Origin of the sequence: Bradyrhizobium sp. ISRA436 (assembly GCF_029910015.1) — a bacterium.
Lineage (GTDB): Bacteria > Pseudomonadota > Alphaproteobacteria > Rhizobiales > Xanthobacteraceae > Bradyrhizobium.
In genome coordinates this window covers 162,721-182,953 of the sequence record NZ_CP094520.1, presented here as the reverse complement: position 1 = coordinate 182,953, position 20,233 = coordinate 162,721, and the positions used below count along the sequence as shown (strand labels likewise).

At 63.0% G+C, this 20,233-nt stretch carries 21 protein-coding genes and 1 pseudogene; 13 read left to right on the top strand and 9 right to left on the bottom strand.

Annotated features, from left to right (window positions below; all coding sequences use genetic code 11):
- The first annotated feature begins 66 nt into the window (after window positions 1-66).
- From MTX23_RS35770 to MTX23_RS35760, 3 genes are all read left to right on the top strand, one after another.
- The gene (locus tag MTX23_RS35770) at window positions 67-306 is read left to right on the top strand and encodes a plasmid stabilization protein (protein WP_280978502.1); all 240 of its coding nucleotides are present in this window, start codon (window positions 67-69) and stop codon (window positions 304-306) included.
- A 100-nt stretch (window positions 307-406) separates the two neighbouring features.
- Window positions 407-682 (top strand): type II toxin-antitoxin system Phd/YefM family antitoxin, encoded by a 276-nt coding sequence (locus MTX23_RS35765; protein ID WP_280978503.1) that lies wholly within the window; start codon window positions 407-409, stop codon window positions 680-682.
- Complete coding sequence (locus MTX23_RS35760) at window positions 669-1,115, top strand: plasmid maintenance toxin (PemK-like) (RefSeq protein WP_280978504.1); 447 nt, start codon at window positions 669-671, stop codon at window positions 1,113-1,115. The genes MTX23_RS35765 and MTX23_RS35760 overlap by 14 nt, the downstream gene beginning before the upstream one ends.
- Window positions 1,116-1,163: 48 nt before the next feature.
- Here the strand turns inward: MTX23_RS35760 and MTX23_RS35755 are convergent, their stop codons facing one another.
- From MTX23_RS35755 to MTX23_RS35735, 5 genes are all read right to left on the bottom strand, one after another.
- Window positions 1,164-1,586, bottom strand: coding sequence for a type II toxin-antitoxin system VapC family toxin (locus MTX23_RS35755; protein WP_280978505.1), 423 nt, complete (start codon window positions 1,584-1,586; stop codon window positions 1,164-1,166).
- Window positions 1,586-1,852 carry a type II toxin-antitoxin system VapB family antitoxin gene (locus MTX23_RS35750; protein WP_280978506.1) on the bottom strand — a complete coding sequence of 89 codons (267 nt, stop codon included), beginning with the start codon at window positions 1,850-1,852 and terminating at the stop codon, window positions 1,586-1,588. Before MTX23_RS35750 ends, MTX23_RS35755 begins: the two co-directional genes overlap by 1 nt.
- An 85-nt stretch (window positions 1,853-1,937) precedes the next feature.
- Entirely contained in the window at window positions 1,938-2,984 is a 1,047-nt protein-coding gene (locus MTX23_RS35745; RefSeq protein WP_280978620.1) for a site-specific integrase, read from the bottom strand.
- A 65-nt stretch (window positions 2,985-3,049) separates the two neighbouring features.
- Complete coding sequence (locus tag MTX23_RS35740; protein ID WP_280978507.1) at window positions 3,050-3,457, bottom strand: type II toxin-antitoxin system VapC family toxin; 408 nt, start codon at window positions 3,455-3,457, stop codon at window positions 3,050-3,052.
- Complete coding sequence (locus MTX23_RS35735; protein ID WP_280978508.1) at window positions 3,457-3,711, bottom strand: type II toxin-antitoxin system Phd/YefM family antitoxin; 255 nt, start codon at window positions 3,709-3,711, stop codon at window positions 3,457-3,459. The genes MTX23_RS35740 and MTX23_RS35735 overlap by 1 nt, the downstream gene beginning before the upstream one ends.
- A 298-nt stretch (window positions 3,712-4,009) precedes the next feature.
- On the opposite strand from MTX23_RS35735, the gene MTX23_RS35730 reads away from it, so the two are divergent.
- From MTX23_RS35730 to MTX23_RS35705, 6 genes are all read left to right on the top strand, one after another.
- A complete protein-coding gene (locus MTX23_RS35730; RefSeq protein WP_280978621.1) occupies window positions 4,010-4,951 on the top strand; it encodes a DUF1403 family protein in 942 nt (313 codons plus the stop codon).
- Between the two features lies 1 nt (window position 4,952).
- The gene (locus tag MTX23_RS35725) at window positions 4,953-5,645 is read left to right on the top strand and encodes an SMC-Scp complex subunit ScpB (RefSeq protein ID WP_280978509.1); all 693 of its coding nucleotides are present in this window, start codon (window positions 4,953-4,955) and stop codon (window positions 5,643-5,645) included.
- Window positions 5,611-6,477 (top strand): hypothetical protein, encoded by an 867-nt coding sequence (locus MTX23_RS35720; protein WP_280978510.1) that lies wholly within the window; start codon window positions 5,611-5,613, stop codon window positions 6,475-6,477. Before MTX23_RS35725 ends, MTX23_RS35720 begins: the two co-directional genes overlap by 35 nt.
- 381 nt (window positions 6,478-6,858) lie before the next feature.
- Window positions 6,859-8,262, top strand: a complete 1,404-nt coding sequence (locus MTX23_RS35715) for a toll/interleukin-1 receptor domain-containing protein (RefSeq protein WP_280978511.1) — start codon at window positions 6,859-6,861, stop codon at window positions 8,260-8,262.
- Window positions 8,259-9,785: a hypothetical protein gene (locus MTX23_RS35710; RefSeq protein WP_280978512.1), complete on the top strand. Its 1,527-nt coding sequence runs from the start codon at window positions 8,259-8,261 to the stop codon at window positions 9,783-9,785. Before MTX23_RS35715 ends, MTX23_RS35710 begins: the two co-directional genes overlap by 4 nt.
- 132 nt (window positions 9,786-9,917) lie before the next feature.
- Window positions 9,918-10,793 (top strand): hypothetical protein, encoded by an 876-nt coding sequence (locus tag MTX23_RS35705; protein WP_280978513.1) that lies wholly within the window; start codon window positions 9,918-9,920, stop codon window positions 10,791-10,793.
- 217 nt (window positions 10,794-11,010) lie between these two features.
- On the opposite strand, the gene MTX23_RS35700 is transcribed toward MTX23_RS35705, so the two are convergent.
- Window positions 11,011-11,319, bottom strand: coding sequence for a hypothetical protein (locus tag MTX23_RS35700; protein WP_280978514.1), 309 nt, complete (start codon window positions 11,317-11,319; stop codon window positions 11,011-11,013).
- Window positions 11,320-11,542: 223 nt separating this feature from the next.
- Between MTX23_RS35700 and MTX23_RS35695 the strand changes: the two genes are divergently transcribed.
- On the top strand, window positions 11,543-15,790 hold the full coding sequence (locus MTX23_RS35695; RefSeq protein WP_280978515.1) for a hypothetical protein: 4,248 nt from the start codon (window positions 11,543-11,545) through the stop codon (window positions 15,788-15,790).
- 41 nt (window positions 15,791-15,831) lie between these two features.
- Here the strand turns inward: MTX23_RS35695 and MTX23_RS35690 are convergent, their stop codons facing one another.
- A complete protein-coding gene (locus MTX23_RS35690; protein WP_280978516.1) occupies window positions 15,832-16,680 on the bottom strand; it encodes a hypothetical protein in 849 nt (282 codons plus the stop codon).
- A 270-nt stretch (window positions 16,681-16,950) separates the two neighbouring features.
- On the opposite strand from MTX23_RS35690, the gene MTX23_RS35685 reads away from it, so the two are divergent.
- The 3 genes and pseudogenes from MTX23_RS35685 to MTX23_RS35675 all read left to right on the top strand — a co-directional run.
- Complete coding sequence (locus MTX23_RS35685) at window positions 16,951-17,136, top strand: hypothetical protein (protein ID WP_280978517.1); 186 nt, start codon at window positions 16,951-16,953, stop codon at window positions 17,134-17,136.
- 247 nt (window positions 17,137-17,383) lie between these two features.
- Window positions 17,384-17,641: a hypothetical protein gene (locus tag MTX23_RS35680; protein ID WP_280978518.1), complete on the top strand. Its 258-nt coding sequence runs from the start codon at window positions 17,384-17,386 to the stop codon at window positions 17,639-17,641.
- 169 nt (window positions 17,642-17,810) lie between these two features.
- Window positions 17,811-18,329: pseudogene (locus MTX23_RS35675) on the top strand (3'-5' exonuclease); the annotation flags it as partial.
- Window positions 18,330-18,444: 115 nt separating this feature from the next.
- Here the strand turns inward: MTX23_RS35675 and MTX23_RS35670 are convergent.
- Together MTX23_RS35670 and MTX23_RS35665 are read right to left on the bottom strand one after the other, a co-directional pair.
- Window positions 18,445-19,545: a hypothetical protein gene (locus MTX23_RS35670; RefSeq protein ID WP_280978519.1), complete on the bottom strand. Its 1,101-nt coding sequence runs from the start codon at window positions 19,543-19,545 to the stop codon at window positions 18,445-18,447.
- Entirely contained in the window at window positions 19,538-20,233 is a 696-nt protein-coding gene (locus MTX23_RS35665; RefSeq protein WP_280978520.1) for a DUF6088 family protein, read from the bottom strand. The genes MTX23_RS35670 and MTX23_RS35665 overlap by 8 nt, the downstream gene beginning before the upstream one ends.

Below are 20,233 nucleotides of genomic sequence, written 5' to 3'. Positions count from 1 at the left end.
CCAGCTTGTGGGATTGCCGTATAAACGGCCAAAATGACGCGACCGGGCGAAAGGTGGAGATCCGATATGCCCCAGCCCCTGCTCTCAATCCGAAGCGCGAAGGCGCGAGATCTTGCCCGTCGTATGGCGCAACGTTCGATCGCTGACATTGTCGAGCGGGCCCTCGAAGCCTACGAGGAGCGTACGTCCGCCCGCGAACCGCCAGCGGTCTTCTACGCCCGCCTGAAGGCGAGTTGCGATCCCGACATTGATCTTGAAGCTATCGTCCGGGGAGAGCGGCGTCCGCCCGCAGGATTCAAGCTTTGATCGGTCCAAGACACCAACGCGGCGGGCCAGATGCCTGTTGCCCTGGGCTTGCGGGATTACCGGGATTTCCGTATATTACGGAAGTTAGGAGAATTGAACGATGAGTTCGACCGTCACAGCCGCCGAAATATCGAAGAACTTTGGTGCCTATCAGGACGCTGCCGTGCGCGAGCCAGTGATCATCACCAAAAATGGCCGCCCGCGCACCGTGCTGATGGCCTACGATGACTTCGTGCGGCTGTCGAAGCGTGAGCGCCGTGTGCAGCGCACCGTCGATCTGAACGAGGCGGACATCGCCGCGGTCGAGGCTTCGGAGATGGCACCGGGTTCCGAGCACCTCAACGCCGAGCTCGACGCAAAACATGCTGCCGACTGAGATTCGGGTCGGCTGGATTTTTCGCTACGCCTATCTGTGGGACTGGCAACATCGCGAAGGGCGGGAGGAGGGCGACAAGGATCGGCCTTGCCTCGTGCTGGCGATCGTCGCGACTGACGAAGAGGGCACGTCCATCGTCCGGGTGCTGCCGATTACCCACACCCCTCCGGCGAATCCAGCCGATGCGATCGAGCTTCCGACCGCGGTGAAGGCCCGGCTCCGGCTCGATGACGAGCGCTCCTGGATTGTATTGATCGAGAGCAACCGCTTCATTTGGCCGGGCCCGGACCTGCGGCCGATCGACACCGAGAGCGGCTATTATGGCGCCTTGCCACCAAAGCTATTCACCGAGGTCAAGCGGCGCTTCGTGGCGATTGCTCGCCGTGAGGTCGAGACAAGCACGCCGCACCAAAGCGTGCCGCGCACGACGTGAGTGTCATCAGCCCCCCGACCTCGCCTCCTTCCGCAAAACTGCCTGTCGCTACCGAAGATCGGTCTGCGCGAAGCCGTTACCCTTGTAGAGGAGCGGGATTCGGTAGGCCTTGGCGCAGGCATAGGCGAAGCAGTCCCCGAAATTGAGCTGCGCGGGATGGTCGACCAGGCGGCTATAGGTCTGCGCCGCTTCGAGCGCCTTGCGCCCGATATCCGGCGAGACGGACATTTCCTGGGCGCCGAGCGAGGTGACGAATTCCCGCACCGCGGTTTCCGCCTTGGCGAGGAGGGCGGCGTCGCGCGGTAAGCCGGTTTCGCGGGCGAGCTTCGCGGCAAGCGATGCGGAAGCCTCGAACATGACGAGGGGCGAGACGAAGAAGCTCGTTTTTGCGCCGTTCAAGCGGCCGGCGAGCTCGGGTCCGTCCGGCTCGCCGCCGAGAATAGCAACAATGGCCGAGGCATCGAGGAACATCAAACGCCCCACATCTCGTCGGTGAAGGCCTTCATGTCGAAATCATCCGTGCCGACGAGGCCGCGTTCCGCAGCGTCGGCCCGAATGCTGGCGACGATCGCGAGAGCATTGCCGATTCGTTGGCTCGGAAGCATGTTCTCGGTCTGACGCTTGATCTCGTGCTCGAGCGCGAGACGCACGGCGTCTGTTTTGGTCCGCGCGCCCGTGATGGACTGGAGCCGGCTGGCGAGGTCGTCGACCTGATCGTCACGAATGAAGAGGGGCATGAGATATCTCCTTTTGGATATCTAGCATATCCATCTTTGAATATCCACGATGGCTACCGCCCCGACCGGACCGGTATTTCAGCGGTCAAAGGCCCGCAGCCTTGGTGAGATTCACCCGGAAACGGTCGCGCCGCCGCTGATAGCCGCGGGTCTGCTCCGCGCTGGCGTGACCGAGCTGTTTCTGGACAAAGCGCTCATCGACTTCCGCCGAGGAGGCGAGGCCGGCGCGCAGTGAATGTCCGGCGAACTTTTCCTCGCGTTCGCCTTCAGATAGGTCAGCGCGCACGCCGGCGGCCAACGCTGCCCGTTTGACAAGCCGGGCAACCTGCTGGTCGGCGAGACGATCCGGACCGACGTCCTTTCCCTGGCCGGTCACGCGGCGAAACAGCGGCCCATGGCCGATCCGGGCCAGCTTCAGCCAGGTCTGCAGGGCGACGATCGGACAGGTGGCGTCGGATGAGCCGCGGCCGATCTCGATCTCGCGCCAGCCGGTCTTGCCGCGCAGGGTGACGATCATGCCCTTGTCGAGGATCTCGATCCAGCCACGGCCGTCCTCGGTCTGATCGCGGCCGCAGTCCAAGCCGACAATCTCGGAGCGACGCAAGCCGCCGGCAAAGCCGACCAGCAGCATGGCCCGATCCCTTAGGCCCCTTAGCGTGCCGCGATTGAGGGTCTCAAGCATCGCGATGACATCTTCCGGCAGCACTGCCTCCTTCTGCCGGGGAGGGGCGCCATGGGTGTTGCGGATGCCGGCGAGCACGGTTGCGATATGCCGGTCCGCGCGATCGAGCGGCGTCCCGCGCTGGGCATAGTTCCAGGTCAGCGCCGAAAGCCTTCGCTCGATGGTCGCGACCGAGTTCGCCTGGCGATCGGTCGTCGCGGCGCCCGAGGCGCAGGCGGTGATGTAAAGCCCGACCGTCTGGGGGGCGGGCGGAAGCACCTCGAGCCCCTGGCGCCGGCACCACGCGGAAAAGTGCTTCCAGTCGGAGGCATAGGCCCGGCGGGTGTTGGCCGAGCTTGCCGCCTCGACATAGTCGCGGGCCCGATCGGCGAGCCGCTCGAGGTGCGCGGGCAGGCCGGATTCCGCAGCCGGAAGAGGGGAGGGGAGGGGTGCGCCGGCGGGATCTGGCATATCCGTCCCGGCCGCGTCAGATGGGGCGACCGCGAGCGGTTCCAAGCCGGTCGCTGGAGGGTGGCTCATGCCGATTCCTCCCAGGGATTGATCACCGTGGCGCCCGTATCCTCGAAATCCCCGACATTGCGGGTGACCAGAATGAGGTCGTGGACGATCGCGGTGGCGGCGATCTGCCCGTCGATGTCGCCGCGCGGCCGGATCGCGGCGATACGACCCCACTCGACGGAGATCTGGTCAGTCACCGCCAGGATGCGGTCGGCGTGGTCGTGGCGCAGCTTGCGCAACCATTCGGCCAGATGGGCGGCCGCCTTCGGGTCCGATTTCTGCTTGAGGGCGATGCCGCGCATGATTTCGCCCAGGGTGAGGGTGCTGAGGTGGACGCTGGCCGGGTCGACCGACCGCAGCCATCCGGTGGCCTGCGCCGAGCCGCGCCTAGCCTCGGAGACCACATTGGTATCGACGAGATACATCAGAACGCCGCGTCACGGCTGGGGGTGTTGGCGCGCCGCGTCACCGCCTCGGCCATCTCGTCATCCCAGCCTGGGCCGGCCAGTAAGTCGTCGACCAGGGTCGGCCGGCCGGAGCGGAGCGCATCGTAATCGGCGGCCGACAGCACCACGGCGGCCCGCTCGCCTCGCAGGGTGACGACCTGAGGGCCTTCGAGGCGGGCCTTCTGCACCACCTTGGAAAACTGGTTTTTGGCGTCCTGCAGGGACCATTCCATGTTGCATGCTCCTAGCTAGACAGTCTAGCTATGTTCTAGAAGGCGGCGTCGGAGAGGTCAAGGACAGGGCGCCGACGTCTCGAGCGTGGAAAGATCGAGCCGGAAGGCCGTTCTCTGGTGGGCGCGGAGCTCTCTACGGCGCGATTTTCGAAGGTCTGAGCGGCGATATCGGGCATTCTCTATATTAAGAGAAAAACGAACGATAAGGCAACATTATCAGTCGTTGTTATCCACCGACAGGGACGGCGGTTTGAGCGAAACAGATGGCCATAAGCGCCGTGCCCGCTTACTCTCACCTATGCTCTCGCGCGCGCGAATCATCCCCGAGCCCCCGCCCACCGTCCCGCCTGTGCCTAGCTGGGCGCGGCAGGGCGCGTCCGCCCAAACGATTGACGATGCGATGTTTTTTGCGGGCGGCGCGCTTGCCGCGGTCCACCCGATCGCGCGCAGCGAGCATCCCCTCGGTCAGCTCTGGCGCCAACGCCTGGCGCTCGAAAGCGCCGCCATCCTCGCCCGGCAGGGCGGCCGCACCGAGGACGAAGCGGCGCTGCGTGACGCCTGGTATCTGCGCCGCGAGACCGATGACCCGGGGCCGGGCGGACGCATCCTCAAGGCCTGGCGGCAGCTCGGCGAGCCGGCCGCCATGGTGCCGCAGGACTGGATGCTTGGGCTGTCCACGCTGTTCGAGCTGCGTTTCAACGACGCGCTCGAGGACGTCGTCAGCGCCGCGGCGAAGCTGGCGGCAGCACCGGGAAGCGCCGTCGCGGCCGCCGCCGAGATCGCGGCGATAAGCCTGCGCTTCGTCCCCGATAGCGAACCGCTCGCGCTGTGGCTCGCAGACATTGTGCTCGCCCATCGCCTGAAATGGCCGATGGCGGTGCCGCTGCTCGCCGGCCAGGTGCGCCGTGGCGAGCTGCGCGCGGCTGGCAAGGCCGGCGGCCCCGACGCGACCTGGGCGAGGACTTGCGCGCTGGCCTATGCGCGTGCCGCTGCTGCGGCCGTCGACCTCTATGCCGACCTCGTGCGGCGCGCCAACCGGCTGCTCGCCGCCGCGCCGAAGTTGCGGGCCAAGGATGCCGACATGATGGTGGCGATCCTGCTGATGGAGGACGCCCAGCCGGCCGCCGCCGGCAAGACGGCGAGCGATCGCAGCACGCGCCGCCTGTTCGAGCGGCTGGTCGCGGTCGGCGCGGTGCGCGAGCTGACCGGCCGCCCCACCTTCCGCCTGTACGGGCTCTGAGATGGGGCGGCGCGCGCGACCGAAAGCGGAGCTCGACACCGAGCTCGCTGACCTGCCGCCGGAGCTGCGCTGGCGGGAATGGATGGGCCGGGTCGAGGCGGTGATCTTCGCCTCACCGGAGCCGGTGACGCGCGAGGTCCTGGCGCGTGTCGTCGGCCGCGATTGCAACCTCGATCTGATCATCGACGATATCCGCGCCGAGCTGCGCGGCCGGCCCTACGAGCTCGTGGCCGTCGCCGGCGGCTGGCAACACCGCACCCGCAAGGCGTTCGCCGCGGCGATCCGCTCGGCCATCAGCCTCGGCGGCGAGGGGCGCCCGCTCTCGCAGCAGGAGAGCCTGGTCCTGCTCTGCATCGCCTACTACCAGCCGATCACCCGTGGCGAGCTCTCCTCCTTCTTCGGCAAAGAGGTCAGCCGCGACCTGATCGGCTACCTGCGCGGACTCGGCTTCATCGCGTCAGGGCCACGGGCACCGCAGCCCGGCGCGCCCTATACCTATGTCACCACCAAGGGCTTCCTGTCGTACTTCGGCTTCGACACGCTGCGCGACCTGCCGGACATGGAGATGCTCGAGGAGGCGGGCCTGCTCAGCAAGGAAAAACTGTTGGCCGGCGAATTACCGGACATCTTGCCAGGATCAAACAACGAGGGGGACGACGATGAAGAAACTGCCGATTGGACAGAGGCAAGCTAGGCGCATCTGCCAAATGTCCGCGGCAGATCGGCTTGCTTTCATCGCCGAGGGACTTCCTATCATTCATGCCAGCGCGTTGGGCTTCTGGTCGGCTGCCGCTGAGCTGCAGCAGAAGCCGCGTGAGGCTGAGGTGCTTGCCGGATTCGCCAAGGAGGAAGCGGCGAAGGTGCTCATTCTGCTCGACGTCATCCGTTGTCCATCAAAACGGATCGCCAGCATCCTCGACACGCAGGTGAAGCGTTTCTACGGGCACCTCGAGCGATTGATCTATGCTCAGTTCGCGGAATGCTGGTTCACCGACATCGCCGCTCTCCGCAAAGCCGTCGAACCGCTGCGCAAGGCGCATGATCTCGAAGGCAACATGGGTGAGTACATCGTACCCAACAACACGCTTTATCGGCGGGAGAGCAAGCTTTACGCCGATGTCGAGGCTTACGAGGATGGCACCCCCCTCTGGAATGCTCCCGTCGTTCATCCAAGAGGTTTTCCGTCGCGCATGCCGGCCGCGGTCCAAGTCGTGGATGCGATGGCAGCTTGCGGGATTCTGACCCTTGCCGGGCTCAAAGCGACATCAGAGGTCTGGGGACAGCTCGAATTCCAGGAGAAGGAAACTCTCCAGGATGGGGAGCGTCTAACACAAGAGCTTGTTGCGCGGCTGATCGCCGAAGAATTGCCGAGCGAATCAGCGAATCAGGCTCACGTCGACACGCTGTACCGGCACTGGCCATTACCGATGTACAATGTCGAACTCAGCAAAATTCCTGTGTCTCTTGAAGAGCTAAAGGACGAGCAGGATCGTCTCTATTGGGCGGAGGCCGGTGCCGGTTATTAGTCGTGGACTCGACCTTCGGTGTGCAGCCGCTGTTTGGCCTGCGGGACGTCGCGGCACTGCGGGTTGAATCTGCGTTTTCGTGACCGACGTACTATCGAGCGAACCGAAGGAAGGCGAGTAATAATGCCTGAAGCGACACCGTGCATCAGAGCGCTTTTCTGATCATTCGGATACACGGACAAACATCGATGAAGCTGCTATTTTGAAATCAATAGCAACGTGGGGTTCAGGGGGGCAAGGTGCGGATCGCGCGCGTTCATATCGAGAACTTTTGCGGCATTAGACATGCCGATATTCATTCTTCCGGCACGTCCGTCCTTCTCGGCGACAAAGAGCGCTGGAAATCGACACGCAGCTGCAAGGTATAACGAGACTTTCGAAATGTCCGATCGCGACGTCATCTTTATCAGCCATGCGACACCGAACGACAACGAGTTTGTCCGCTGGCTTGGCACTCGGCTGACGGGCTTTGGGTACAAGGTCTGGGCCGACATCTTTGATCTGGCCGGCGGGACGCCGTTCTGGAACAGCATCGAGGACGCGCTGCGGAAGCGAACACTCAAGGTCGTCTTCGTGGTCTCGAAGGCCAGTTGCGATCCGAACCGCAGCGGAGTTCAGAACGAAATTTCTGTGGCGGACGCGGTCAAGAAATCCCTCAAGGATCCGGACTTCATCATCCCGGTCCGGATCGACGACATCGCCTTCGGCGACCTGCCGATCCAAATTCATCGACTCAACACGATCGACTTCACGACGGGCTGGGGCGCAAAGCTTGCTGATCTCGTCGACACGCTGACGAAGGCCGGCGTGCCCCGCACGGTGACTGACCTGTCCGCCGAGTTCGACAGGTGGCGACAGGCGTCCGTGCGGTCCGACGTGGTCGTTGAGCGTGGCGACGAGCCGTTGCTGACGAGCATCATGCCGATCGTCCGACTTCCGGAGGAGGTTTCGTTCTACGAGTACGAGGGTGAGAACAAGAAATTCGAGCAGGCGATCGAGACCGTCCCGTATCCGCACGCCATGCACAATCGCCTGCTGGTCAGCTTCGCCGCCGCGCACGAGATCCAGGCGCATCTGCCGCCCGAATTGACCGTTTCGTTGCGGGGGACCGCGAGTTTCCCGGACTTCCTCGAAGGCAAACTTACGGACCCGGTGGGGCCGCAGCGCCGCGATGCGAACGCCTGGGCGGTCCGCATGCTTCGGGAGTCGTTCGAGGCGCATCTCGCCTCGCGGGGACTGCTGACCTACGTCGCGTCCGCCGGCACGGTCATGTTTTTCCCAAAAGATGTGCTTGCGGACGATCGCGTCTACTACACGAACGCGAAAGGCAAGCGAACCTACAAGCAGGTCATCGGCGAAAGCAAGGTGCTCAAGGCGCACTGGCATCTCGGCATGCGAGCGGTCGTTCGCCTCGGCGAAGTGCCCACGGTACGGCTGCGCCCCTACGTCGTCTTCACCCGGGACGGCAAGACGCCGCTGCAGGACGCCGGCGAAATGACCAAGCTGCGGCGGCGCTTCTGCAAGAGCTGGTTCAACCACGTTTGGCGACCGCTCTGGCAAGCCTTCTTCGAGTTCTTCGGCGCGGGTTCCGAGAGCGTGCTGATCGCGTTGGGCGAGCATCGCAGTTGGGCCGTCGCCGGCGACGGATTGAAGCTCACGACGGGAATGCGCATGCCGTTCGATCTGGACGTCGCCGACGAAGAGGGCGAACCAGAGGAGCCCGACGACACGGACGACGATGGCGATGAGCTCGACGGGGAGATGGACGACGAGGACGAGGAATGACGGCGGCTTGGCGAGCGATCCACATCGACGAGCCGCGGTTGTCCTTCGGGCACGACCAGGGCGCCGAGCATCCAAAGGACGGTCTCTTCCTGTTCGGACCAGTCGCGTCCGGCCAGAACCCCGCGCGCATGGACGTCGGCGTCATCGCGACGCCGGCCGGTCTCGAGAAGTATTCGAAGTGGATAGCGTCGATCGAGAAGTTCATCGACGTGCCGGCGCCGGCGCCGAACCGGAAGCGAAACGACGCCAATACCTTCGTCTGGCCCGGCTTCGAGGCGGTCTACGGCGCCGCTTGGCCAGGCAAGCCGTTCGCGACGTGCCTGATCGACGCCGCCGAACTCAGCCGCCGCATTCTTGGGGCCGACAGGCATCAGGCGATCTATTCCGCTGTCGCGCTGTATGAAGAGGCGCTGAGAAAGTATCTCCGCGAGGAGGAGGCGCGCCCGCAGCTTTGGTTCGCGGTCGTTCCCGAAGACGTCTACAAGTACGGCCGGCCCAAATCGACGGTCCCGGTGAAGCTCCGCACGCCCGGTACGCGCAAGCTCGGGATGAAGGCGGCACGCGCGATCCTGACCGGCGGTTCGATGTTTCCAGAGGAGATGGAGGCGGCAGCCGTCTACGAATACGAACTGAACTTCCACAATCAGCTCAAAGCGCGTGTGATGGATACCGGCCAGGTCATTCAGGTCGTCAAGGAAGTCACGCTCGATCCGCCGGATGAGAAGGCGAAGGCGCGGATGCAGGATCCTGCGACAATCGCGTGGAATCTGTCTACCACCAGCTTCTACAAGATCGGCGGCCGTCCATGGCGTCTCGCCGACCTACGCGACGGCGTCTGCTACGTCGGCCTGGTGTTCAAGCGGATAGATCGGCCCAGTGGACACGACAACGCGTGCTGTGGTGCACAGATGTTTCTTGGGTCCGGAGACGGGCTCGTCTTCAGGGGAGCCGTGGGGCCTTGGTACTCGGAAACGAACGACGCCTTCCACCTCGATCAGGATCAGGCGGCGAAGCTGATGGAGATGATCGTCCGCGCGTACAAGGACAATCACGGCGAAGCGCCGAAAGAACTCTTCATCCACGGCAAGACAAACTTCGAAGCCAAGGAATGGGCCGGATTCGCGAGCGCGGTCCCGCAGTCGACGAAACTGGTTGGGGTCCAGATTCGAGACAACGCCGACGTCAAGGTCTTCCGGTACGGCGCCAACGCCGTGCTGCGGGGCACGGCCGTCGTGACATCCGAAACGTCGGGTTACCTGTGGACGCGAGGATACATTCCGCGGCTGCGGACCTATCCGGGCCGCGAGGTGCCGAATCCGCTGACCGTCGAGATCAGGCGCGGTTCGGCCGACATCGAGCAGGTGATGCGGGACGTGATGTCGCTGACGAAGCTCAACTTCAACGGCGCCGAATTCTGCGACGGTCTGCCGGTCACCTTGCGCTTCGCCGATCTGGTCGGAGAAATCCTGACGGCGGGCCCGATCACGCCCCACGCGCCGCTGCCCTTCAAGTTCTACATTTGAGGCAACCGCATCATGGCCTCCGTACCGAAGACGCCATCGCTCTATGCGCGCATGCAGATCCACGGGACCCTGACCGAAACGCCGCGCGACGTCCCCGACGCGCGCTTTGCGCTACCGTCGACGATCCATTGGATGCGTGCGCTGGCGATCCTCGCTGCGGATCAGAAACTCGATTTCGCCGTGGCTCGGACCTTCTATGCCAAAGTGCAGGCGCGCGGACTGCCCGAGCGCGAGCTCAACACCGTTTGCGAACAGCTTCTGTTCGTCCTCAACCAGATCGCCGCATTGCAGACTCTGGCGACGGCCACAAACAAGGCGGACGTCGCCCGCACGGCGATCGTCGCCTGGTATTACGGTGTTTACAGCGCCGCTTCGGCGATGACGGCAGCGATGGACGGATCGTTTCAGGACAACCACACGGAGACCGCGAGGAAATGGCAGGAGCGGTTTCCGGCCAAGAACCTGGCGATGCATCCGTTCGCCGATTGCCTTTCGAGCATTTTGCCGAGCACCGCCGATGCCGAACTTGCCGCGGTTAAGGCGCGAGGACAGCATCATCTGGTCAACGCGCCCGCTACCGCGCAGGAAGCCTGGGGCTGTTGCGCGGAGTACCTATCGGGGACCGCTAACTGGGAGCGTTGGAACGTCGAAGAGAGAGTGAGAGAGACGCCGGCGTTCAAGGCGTTGGCGGTCACCGACTTTCGGAAACAGGCCGCGCGCAACTTGCGCGACGCGGCCTACGTTCGACGCGGTATCGCGTTTCTCCATCAGGCGTCGCGATACCGCGGAAAGGCCAACTATCGAGACGCGATCTTTCTCGCCTACGGATCTTCGGTGTCGACCCAACTGTCGGGCTTCGTCGACGATCTGCTAACCGTATTGAAGGCCTTCGCGTCGATGGCGGGCGCCTACTGCTCGCTGAGGGTTGGCAGGGCGGCATGGGCGGATTTCGTCGACGACTTGGATCGCAAGAAGGCCATTTCGGTCTCGCCCAAGGACATCTGGTGACTGGCTATCATCACTGTCCTCGACGAAGCTATCATCGCAGATTGCCAACCATCGATCAGTATTCGCCGCGAGCTGACTAGGGCGCGTGCTCATAACGGCACATACGTCAGCGCCCGACGTTCAAGCGGAAATCTTATGATCAGCCAGAGCATGGCCGCTTGTGATCTGAAGCAGCCATCGACGACGTTGTATTGGTTAGGCGCCCGCGCGAACCGCGCTAGTAGCCCTCGTCGGGCAGCGCAGGCAACGTCATCAAATAGCGCGCGAGCATGTCGAGCCGATATCTTTCTTCCATGTCGCGCTGATACTCCAGAAACAGCGCTTCCTCCAGAGTCGACAGGGGCGGAAGGCTTTTGAGAACTCGCTGTTGCTCCTGAGGAGTACCCCAAAGCCACTTTCTCAAGGATTCCAGTCTTGCATCGCCGAAGATCACCGGAGCGCCAAGTGCGATGCCGACCATGATGCGCTTGAACGCAAGCGCAGCCTTGGGCGAAGCGTTCAACAGACGGATCAGCAAACCGATCATGGTCCCTCCCGTCAGCACCGAGCGGACTAATCCTACCCGATTCGTTCGCGTTCGATCCTGTGGATTGCGGGGACACCGACCACACGTCGATCGATATGCTCGGCCTTTCCACCAAACCACGGGAGGCGGACGCAGCGTCTGGAAAAATGTCGTAACCCGAAGAGCAAGAATAGCAAAAAGACGGTAAAAGGCGGTTCGCGAAGTCGCGATCAGAGTTTCTACGATGCCTCAAGCCACCAACCAGCCGCCGACCTACGCTTGGCCCCGTTTCTGGATCCGACTCGGCGGACCGCTCGATCTTTCGGACGCTGGCTTCCTGAGCGATCCGACCGACTCGCGCGGTTCCGATCGGCCCGTGACGCTCGCGGCGTTGCAGGGCCGGCGATCGCTGGTGCTGCTGGGCGAACCTGGCATCGGCAAGTCGACGGCGCTGAAGGAAGAAGCCGATCGCGTTAGGGTGCTGGCGACGGACGGCGTACTGCAGTCCATTTATGTCGATCTGCGATCCTTTTCGAGCGAGGCGTTCCTCTTCCAGCGAGTCTTCGAGAACGAGAAGATGACGCGCTGGAAGAGCGACAGATCGCATCTCTTCCTCCATCTCGACAGCCTGGACGAGGCGCTCCTGCGCATCGACTCCATAGCGAACCTTATCGCCTCGGAACTGCCCAACCTCCCGACGGACCGTCTTTCGATCCGCATCGCCTGCCGCACTGCCGTCTGGCCGGCCGACACCCTCGGGAGCGCGCTCACGAACATCTTCGGCGAGCAGGCCGTAGCCTTCGAGCTTGCGCCCTTGCGCCGTACCGATATCTTCACCGCGCTCGACGCGCACGGAATTCCTGCCGAAGGCTTCATGAAAGCGTTGTTCGCCGCTCACGCGCGACCTTTCGCGATAAAGCCGCTCACGCTGAGGATGCTGCTGGCGGTGTACGAGCAGGACGGTGCCCTGCCCGAGAGCAGCATCGAGCTCTACCAGCGGGGCTGCCTCGCGCTGTGCGAGGAAAGCAACAAGAGCCGCCGCGATACAGGCCGGCGCGGCCGACTGAACGCGGGCCAGCGCATGCGCCTTGCAGGTCGGATGGCGGCGGCGACGATTCTGGGCAACCGGTTCGCGATCTGGACGGGTCTCGAGAGCGAATGTCCGGAAGCCGATATCACCGTTCCGGCGCTGGCGGGCAGCGAAGAAGCGGGAGATTTCGCTTCTTTCGTTGCTTCGGACGACGACGTTCGGGAAACGCTCGACACCGGTCTTTTCGGGGCGCACGGCGAACAACAGATGGGGTGGGCCCATCGCGGCTACGGCGAATTTCTCGCCGCCCGATATCTGCATATTCGGCACGTGCCTGCCGCGACGATCCTGAAGGCGGTGCGTCATCCGGCCGGCGGACTGATTCCGCAGCTTTCCGGCGTCGCCGCTTGGTCCGCGTCGCTGGACGATGCAGTGCGGGCCGCGTTGATCGCCGAGGATCCGGTCGCGCTTCTCGGTGGCGATCTTTCGGGACTTGGCGACGTGGACAAGACGGCGATCCTGAAATCGCTGCTCGACGCGGTCGAAAAGAAGCGCGTCACGGACTCCATCTATAAGCATTCCGAGATCTACGCGAAGCTCAAGCACCCCGGCCTGGCGGACGAACTGCGGCCGTTCGCCGTCGACGCCGAGTTGAGCCCAACCACCCGCCAGCTCGCCTTGCTCGTCGCCGAAAAATGTAGGCTCACCGAACTCCAGCCGGAACTCCTTCAGATGGTGCTCGACGAGACCAATCATCCTCAGGTCCGCAGCGGCGCCATTTCGGCCCTGAAGACCTGTGGCGACGCCTCCGTGCCGGCTCAGATAGTTCCGTTCGCCGAAGGCAAAGCGAAGGCGCAGGATCCGAACGACGAGATCAAGGGCGCCGCCCTCGAATTGCTCTGGCCCGATCACATCGCCGCCGACCGACTATTCCCGCTTCTGACGCCCACCGCGGACATGTTCTTCGGAACGTATGCCCGTTTCCTGACAACGGTACCCGAATCGCTGAAGGACGAAGACCTGCTCGCGGCTCTCCGATGGGCGACGAATGCGGTGGTCGGTAAGGGCAGATCCGGCAATGCGCACGCGCGAGGCGTGGCGGACGCGATCATGTTCAAGGTCTGGCCCATATTCGAACGTGCGGACTTGACGGAGTCGTTCGTGGACAACATCGCCGCCCGCTTGCGCAATCACGGCCCGCTCTTCCTCGGACTCGACCACAAGGAGCAGGCGGCCTTCCGCTATAGGTTGCTGAGCGACGACGCGCGACGCAGGATGTTTCTGGCGGTGCTCTGCAAGCGGGCAGTTCCGCAGATCGAAGTATACAATTTCCACCGCGCCGAATTTGTCCTCGCGGCTGACCTGGAGTGGCTTCTGTCCCTTGCGCCGAAGGAGGAGAACGACACGCAGGATATCGAATCCGAGACGCTTTTCAGCCTCATCGAGCGCGCGTTCGACATGCAGAAGGTGGATCACATCGAAGCGCTCTCCGCCGCGATGGAGCGTTCGCTACTGGTGCGTGCCCGATATGGACTGTGGTTCGAGCCTGTACGATTGGATTCGCAGGCGGCCAAGGACGGACGGCGGCTGCAGGCGCAATGGCGCGCGCTCGACGACAATCTCCCTCCGCCCGTGGAACCCGATCCGGCGCAGAGGGTCCGTGCCCTTCTCGCCGACGAGGAGGCCGGTCGCTGGCAGGCATGGTGGCACCTAACCCTCGTCCTGGCGCTGACGCCGAAAAGCCGGGGTTACGGAGACGAGCTCGATTATTTCATCGTCACTACCCCCGGCTGGAACGAAGCCGGAGAGGATGTCCGCGCGCGCATCGTCGCCGGCGCCGAACGATATCTGTCGGCGGCCGAAACCTCCCTCGACGATTGGCTCGGACATCGTCCGATGACGATCTATCACAACGCCGTCGCCGGACTGCGTGCGATGCTGCTGCTCAGGCAGGTTTCACCCGAAGTTTACGGCCGGATCACCGCAGAGACGTGGCGGAAATGGGCCCCCGTTATCGTAGGACTGCCGCGGCACGGGACGGATGCCGAACGATGGGCCGACGTCCGCAGTATCCTCGTAGACGCGATCGGGCGCGCGCCCGAGGAGTTCGTCTCCGCAGTCGGCACCATCATCCGCCTCGAGCGCGAAGACGTGCGCAAACCCGGCGCGAACCAGATAGGATCGCCCTACCACATCCTCCACGATCTGGACGGATGCTGGCAGAACGACATGCTGCGCGACGCGATCTTCCGGGAGCTTCTCGATCCGGAGAATACTCCGGCGGAGTACGCCTCCTTTCTCGACGCCTTGCTGCTCGCAGGCGTCCAGCCTGCTCTCGACCACGCCCTCGGACTTCTCGCGACCCACGACGCTTCCAAGCGCGACCGCGACTACGCGATTGCCGAGAGTCTTCTGCGCCGAGAGCCCGTCCGCTCCTGGACGGCCATCCGGACCGCGATGGAGTCTGACGACGAACTCGCAAAAAGGATCGTCACGCGCGTCGCAATGCATTTCGATTTCGGTTCGCCGTTCTATCGCGATCTCGGCGAGCACGACATCGCCGCGCTGTTCAGGCTGGTGACGCGCCTGTTTCCGCCGCGACAAGACGGCGAACGCGCGACGGGCTTCGTAGGAACGCTCGATTCGATCGGCTATCTACGCGACGGATTGCCCCGGCATCTCGCGGAAATGGGCTCCGCCACCTCCGTCACGGTCCTCAACGAACTGATCGTCGACCATCCCCAACTGACCCATCTGGCCTACGAACTGGCCCTCGCCCAGCGCGCGATGCGACTGGCGACCTGGTCGCCGATGAGCCCGAAAGAGGTTCTCGCTCTCGCCGACAAGCCGACCTTGAAGTTGGTGAACACGGCCGGGGATCTCTGCGATGTCCTGACCGAGGCGCTGGCGAAATTCGCCGTCTCGCTTCACGGCGCACAGACGCCGGTGCGCGATCTTTGGGACCGGCAGGGTTCGACGAGCGTCTTCAGGCCCATCGACGAGAACGGCTTCTCGGACGTCGTCGTGCGCTTCCTTCAGTCGGAGCTCGCACACGCCGGCATCTTCGCCAACCGCGAGGTCGAAGTCGGCCGGGTGCCGGGAGCCCCTGTCGGCAAGCGTACCGACATCTTGATCAATGCGGTTCGCCGCCGTCCGGGCGGGGAAGCGTTCGATCCCATCACTGCCGTCATCGAAGCGAAGGGATGCTGGAACGACGAACTCTTCACCGCGCTCGAGGCGCAGCTGGTCCGCGAGTATATGGTGCGCCTACGCGCGCAAGCAGGCGTATTCTTGGTCGGGTGGTTCGAGACCGACAGGTGGGATCCCAAAGACAGGCGGCGCAGAACCGTACCGAAGATGTCGATCGACGACGTCAGGGCCAAACTCGAAGGCCAGGCCGCGAGTCTTCCCGAGGGCATCGTCGTGCTTCCGGTCGTCGTCGAGTGCCGCGCTCCGTCGTGATAGCTTTCGAGCCGACTTTCCGGTTCCGCTTGCTACACGCGTCACAGGAGGATGAACGGTGAGTACGGCGCAGGCGTTGCCGCTTTGGCAGACCGGTCCAACTCGGCTGCGAAGGTGCGGTAGAACGCGATCAGTCGGGACGCGGCCGCGAACGCGGCTTTCACCTTGGGAAGCCCGTCGGCGATGCCGTCCGCTATCCGAAAGGTGGGTGAGGTCAGCCTGATCGCCGCTGCCGCGCCCGTCTGATGGACCGTCATGCCGGACTGCAGAAGATTCTCGACGAGAGGTTGGAAGACGTAGGAGGTGGTGTTGGCGAAGGTGAGATCGACGTGTCCGTTTTTGCCCTTCAGCTCGACGCTGACGCGTTTCGGCATCGTCGGCAGACCGTTAGGCCTGAGCGCCATCCAGACCGAGTCCTTCGTCAACGCGGGACGTTTCATCTCAAGGATCGGAAATTCACTACAGGCCAAGTCGTAGGCCGCATTCCAAAATGCATTCGTGGCGGGATCATCCTGGCGTACCCAGGCATTAATTTTCTTCGTGTCGGCCGCCGTTCTCAGGAAGGCCGCTCGGTATTTCGATCTCCGATCGCCGGCATCGAGAAAGTCGGCGAGCTGTTCGAACGAGATGCGGCAATCGAAGACGTCCAAGTCGTCGTGATTTTCGAAGTAGAAGGCAGGTGAGCAGAGGACGACCTCGAAGTCCGCGTACATGCCCTTTGAGCGCTCACGCTCGGCGCGCATTCGGTACCGTGCCGCCTGATCGGGTTGCAGATTCGCGTCGACCTTGTCCTCGATCAGAAGCGCGAAACGGCTTCCGTCGCTTCGCTGATAGACGACGACAAGATCGGATTCTCCTAGGGTATCGTTTTTTCGAGACCCAAAACTCATGGACGGTTGCCGGCTCGCCGGCGAACTTGGTGAAGGACTTGATATGGTCCGCGAAGGCCGGATTGACCCCGAACTCTTCGGCAAGCAGGAGATCGACGTCCCGCTCATAAATGCGTTCTACAGGCACCGGCCCTTCCCAAAGACAGCCTCGAACAAGGTAGGCTGCCACATTCCTCGGACAGGAGAGTGCGCCATATATTAGTCACTTTGACAACCTTGAGTACCACACTTTCAGCGCGCCTTGATTTCATCACCCATGGAGTACAAAAAATGCGCAACGTCGAGACTATCACCGACTCCTTGCACAATGGCCGTTCAATCGGGCTACGTGACCGAGTAGACCGGTTTTCGCCGGAGGATGCGGCCACGATCTTCGCCGACTACTGTGCGCGATATGACGCCACTCGCCGCCATGACAACCTCTACTATCATCTCAAGGATCGCCGTAAGCTGTAGTAAAGTGAGGCGCATCAAAAGAGGCGCGTGTCCGACCGCGCGAGCCACGACCGCGGAGGCTTTGCCAACGCTCTCGAGGCCGAGACGCCATCTCCAGGGCAGCGCGCAGCGCTTCCTCGAGAGTATCGGCCTCGCCAGCGGCGAGTTGTTCGTGAAAACGGGCCATCCTTCCGAAGCGTAGCCACTCCGGCTTTTCTTTGCCCCGCGGATCCACGATAATGCTCGCTCCGATTGTGAGGCCGTCGCCATGTCTACCCCCGTAACGCGCGATCAGTTCGTCGTCGCTCCAGAAGGAATCACGCACGTACCGACGGGCGCGGCGTTCACGCCCCATCCCGGCAGCCCGCTTTCAGGAAACCTGCGGCTCGGGCAACTAGGCAGCAGGCTGCCGAACGGCGACGATCACCGCCCCGACGAGGTGAGGGCGATGATGCAGCGTCTCTGGGCGGAATACGTCGAGGCGAACCCGACCGCCTTCGATCCTTCGCGACCGGGAGAGGCATGACGTGGCGCTACCATCGTCGATCGAAACCGAACGCAACCGATACCTAATGGATCTCGTCAGGAACGCCTCCGAGCCGATCATCGATTGGCCTGCGCCGGGCAAAGACGACGTCGTCCTGATCGGCAAGATCGTCATGCTGTACAGCTACATCGACTTCAACCTGCGCCGCATGATCGAGGTCCTCGACCACGCGAGCTTCGACCGCAAATTCGCGGAACGCTACTGGCCGATTTTCCAACGCAAGGCCTGGGGCTGTTCGGCAACCGAGGTCGAGTGGCGGAAGCACGGCTTTGATGGCTCGCGCCTGGGCTACCTGCTAAACGGTGCCGGCTTCTTCCACCAGGCTCACAGGGCAGTCGACGATTGCCAGGCCTTACTTGAAATTCTTGCGTTCGAACTGCCGACGACGGGCACGTCGGCGCTTGCCGTGCTGCTCGAACACGCTCGAAAAAAGACGGTGCGGGTGTGGGCGGAGCAATCGCCATTTGACCTCAAGGACTCGCTGCGACGGCGAGGGTACCGTTGGAGCGACGGAAGCGATGGTCGGCCGCGATCATGGTATGTCGACATCGACGAGAGCAAGCTAGATGACGAACTCTCGTTTCTCAGGACGGAGGTCTATCTACGAGACGTGGAGCCGCGCTTGCAAACCTTGACGGCATTCGACCGGTTTTCCGTCAGGGTTTAGTAATTCGAGAAGGCGATGCTGCTACGGGCGGAAATCTCGATGCCGGAGATGATACGAAAAGGCTGCAGCGCGACAATGAGACCAACTCAAGCCTCTGGCCGTCGTTGACGTCCTGTCAGAACCCGTAAGATCGGTCTGCCCAGCGCAGAAGCACGCGAGCATCCCGATCAGGCAAGATGATGCGCTGATCGCGCAAGCCTTTGGCGATCGCTTGGCCAACCTCCGGCTCGACGCGATTGCCATGCGTCATTAGAAAAAACCAACCGAATGGAAGGCCGACTTCACGGTCAATCGCTTCGAGGCGGTCCATCAGGATATGGACCGAGGCCTCGCCGGCGCCAAGCTTCTCTTCCGGCAGATGCAGAGGACACGGCACGAATCCCACCTCGCGCGTGCCTTTATTGTCGTAGTCGTAAATGTCGAGCGCCCAATGCGTATAGACGCGCTGGGCTGAGGCGCTTGATTCTTCCCAATCCTGGAAGAAACGATTCTCCCGCGGCACGAATTCGAACCAGTCCGGCACCAATTCCAGAAACGGCGTCTCCGTTGTGCCCTCCCGCGTCACTTTCCGCACCACACGGCGTTCCATCTCTGGCCGCTGTGCCTCGCGCTTTTCGCGCTCGAGGCGGGCGCATCGCGTCAGGAAGCTCCGAACATGGACGACGCTGCTGCCCGCGCGCCCAAGCATCCGAAAGAGCGGACCGGCGATGACCTTGTCGTCGGACATATCGTCATGTGCAATCCATGACGGATCGAGCAATGCTTCCCTGCCCCAAGGACGGTATGCCGGATTGACGATCGGTCCGGCGCACCATTCGACTTCTCGGCCCAGACAGATTTGCACATAGTCGGCCGCGCCAGAGCCGGTCGGCGCGAAGGCGTATACACTGTTGCCGCGCCATTCGGAAATCTGAAGGTCGCTCTCGAGCAATCGCGTCCAGAGTGCACCAATATCGCCGTTGTGCTTGGCAAGCTCTGCTTCCATCCACGGCCGGTACTCTGCGATCCGTTTTCTGTCGGCGGCGAGTACCGAGCGCGTGTCGCGCCAATACTGGTCGTCGATGTTCGCCGCCGAAAACGGAAATCCCGGAAACGCTTTTGTGAGCGCGGCCGCCAGTGCCGATTCATCAGCGCCGGCGGGAAGGCGCGCAAGAACCGCCTCGATCGTGGCGGGATCGGGCAATCGTGCTGCAATATTCTCTGGAGCTTCAGCCATGCCTTGATCCTATTGTCGCTCCCTGTTCAGGATGCTTTCGATCTCTTCCATCGACGAGCAAGGGCCTGAGGAAATCCTGCATCCAGATCGGCATAGCTGAAAGACCTGCGCGAAGATCGTCGCGCATCTCCTTCCCATGCTGCGGAATCTTGAACAGCCTGTTGAGGCCGTTCTTTATTGCCTGCCGACCGTTGTCCCCGTCCATCAGGTCTTGCATCCAATATAGCGCCTGGACGACACGCATACCTGGGCGTCCCGCCCAATAGAGACGGCTCGCCGCCGCCGACTTGAAATGGATGACCTGCCCTCCCAGTTTGATCGGCTTCAGGCGAGCGTCGACGAGAACCACGATGCGCGCCGGCACTGCCGTGGTGAGGCCAAGATCGTTCGCGGCCGTCATTCCGTCGACCACGACGCGCACCTGATCGCGGCGCGCTACAGCCGTGATGACGGCGCGAGGGTCGGGGACCGTCAGCTTGCCTGTGAGGTTGCTCTTTCGCGGCCGATCGTAGAGCCCGCGAGCGATACGGCGCAACTCGCCGGCCGCGACGAGGCGCTGTAGCGTTTTGTCGACGGCGGCGCGGCTGCCGAGGTCGACGAAATCGCTGGGTGTCCACACTTCGGTCGGCGTCCCGTTGATACGGGCAATGAGCCGGGGCCGGAGATCCGTGGTCGGTTGATCAGGCAT

What these genes read in the sequence shown, in the direction of transcription:
- MTX23_RS35770 (WP_280978502.1), top strand. Translation starts at nt 67, where the DNA reads ATGCCCCAGCCCCTGCTCTCAATCCGAAGCGCGAAGGCGCGAGATCTT.
- MTX23_RS35765 (WP_280978503.1), top strand. Translation starts at nt 407, where the DNA reads ATGAGTTCGACCGTCACAGCCGCCGAAATATCGAAGAACTTTGGTGCC.
- MTX23_RS35760 (WP_280978504.1), top strand. Translation starts at nt 669, where the DNA reads ATGCTGCCGACTGAGATTCGGGTCGGCTGGATTTTTCGCTACGCCTAT.
- MTX23_RS35755 (WP_280978505.1), bottom strand. Translation starts at nt 1,586, where the DNA reads ATGTTCCTCGATGCCTCGGCCATTGTTGCTATTCTCGGCGGCGAGCCG.
- MTX23_RS35750 (WP_280978506.1), bottom strand. Translation starts at nt 1,852, where the DNA reads ATGCCCCTCTTCATTCGTGACGATCAGGTCGACGACCTCGCCAGCCGG.
- MTX23_RS35745 (WP_280978620.1), bottom strand. Translation starts at nt 2,984, where the DNA reads ATGCCAGATCCCGCCGGCGCACCCCTCCCCTCCCCTCTTCCGGCTGCG.
- MTX23_RS35740 (WP_280978507.1), bottom strand. Translation starts at nt 3,457, where the DNA reads ATGTATCTCGTCGATACCAATGTGGTCTCCGAGGCTAGGCGCGGCTCG.
- MTX23_RS35735 (WP_280978508.1), bottom strand. Translation starts at nt 3,711, where the DNA reads ATGGAATGGTCCCTGCAGGACGCCAAAAACCAGTTTTCCAAGGTGGTG.
- MTX23_RS35730 (WP_280978621.1), top strand. Translation starts at nt 4,010, where the DNA reads ATGCTCTCGCGCGCGCGAATCATCCCCGAGCCCCCGCCCACCGTCCCG.
- MTX23_RS35725 (WP_280978509.1), top strand. Translation starts at nt 4,953, where the DNA reads ATGGGGCGGCGCGCGCGACCGAAAGCGGAGCTCGACACCGAGCTCGCT.
- MTX23_RS35720 (WP_280978510.1), top strand. Translation starts at nt 5,611, where the DNA reads ATGAAGAAACTGCCGATTGGACAGAGGCAAGCTAGGCGCATCTGCCAA.
- MTX23_RS35715 (WP_280978511.1), top strand. Translation starts at nt 6,859, where the DNA reads ATGTCCGATCGCGACGTCATCTTTATCAGCCATGCGACACCGAACGAC.
- MTX23_RS35710 (WP_280978512.1), top strand. Translation starts at nt 8,259, where the DNA reads ATGACGGCGGCTTGGCGAGCGATCCACATCGACGAGCCGCGGTTGTCC.
- MTX23_RS35705 (WP_280978513.1), top strand. Translation starts at nt 9,918, where the DNA reads ATGCGTGCGCTGGCGATCCTCGCTGCGGATCAGAAACTCGATTTCGCC.
- MTX23_RS35700 (WP_280978514.1), bottom strand. Translation starts at nt 11,319, where the DNA reads ATGATCGGTTTGCTGATCCGTCTGTTGAACGCTTCGCCCAAGGCTGCG.
- MTX23_RS35695 (WP_280978515.1), top strand. Translation starts at nt 11,543, where the DNA reads ATGCCTCAAGCCACCAACCAGCCGCCGACCTACGCTTGGCCCCGTTTC.
- MTX23_RS35690 (WP_280978516.1), bottom strand. Translation starts at nt 16,680, where the DNA reads ATGAGTTTTGGGTCTCGAAAAAACGATACCCTAGGAGAATCCGATCTT.
- MTX23_RS35685 (WP_280978517.1), top strand. Translation starts at nt 16,951, where the DNA reads ATGCGCAACGTCGAGACTATCACCGACTCCTTGCACAATGGCCGTTCA.
- MTX23_RS35680 (WP_280978518.1), top strand. Translation starts at nt 17,384, where the DNA reads ATGTCTACCCCCGTAACGCGCGATCAGTTCGTCGTCGCTCCAGAAGGA.
- MTX23_RS35670 (WP_280978519.1), bottom strand. Translation starts at nt 19,545, where the DNA reads ATGGCTGAAGCTCCAGAGAATATTGCAGCACGATTGCCCGATCCCGCC.
- MTX23_RS35665 (WP_280978520.1), bottom strand. Translation starts at nt 20,233, where the DNA reads ATGCCTGATCAACCGACCACGGATCTCCGGCCCCGGCTCATTGCCCGT.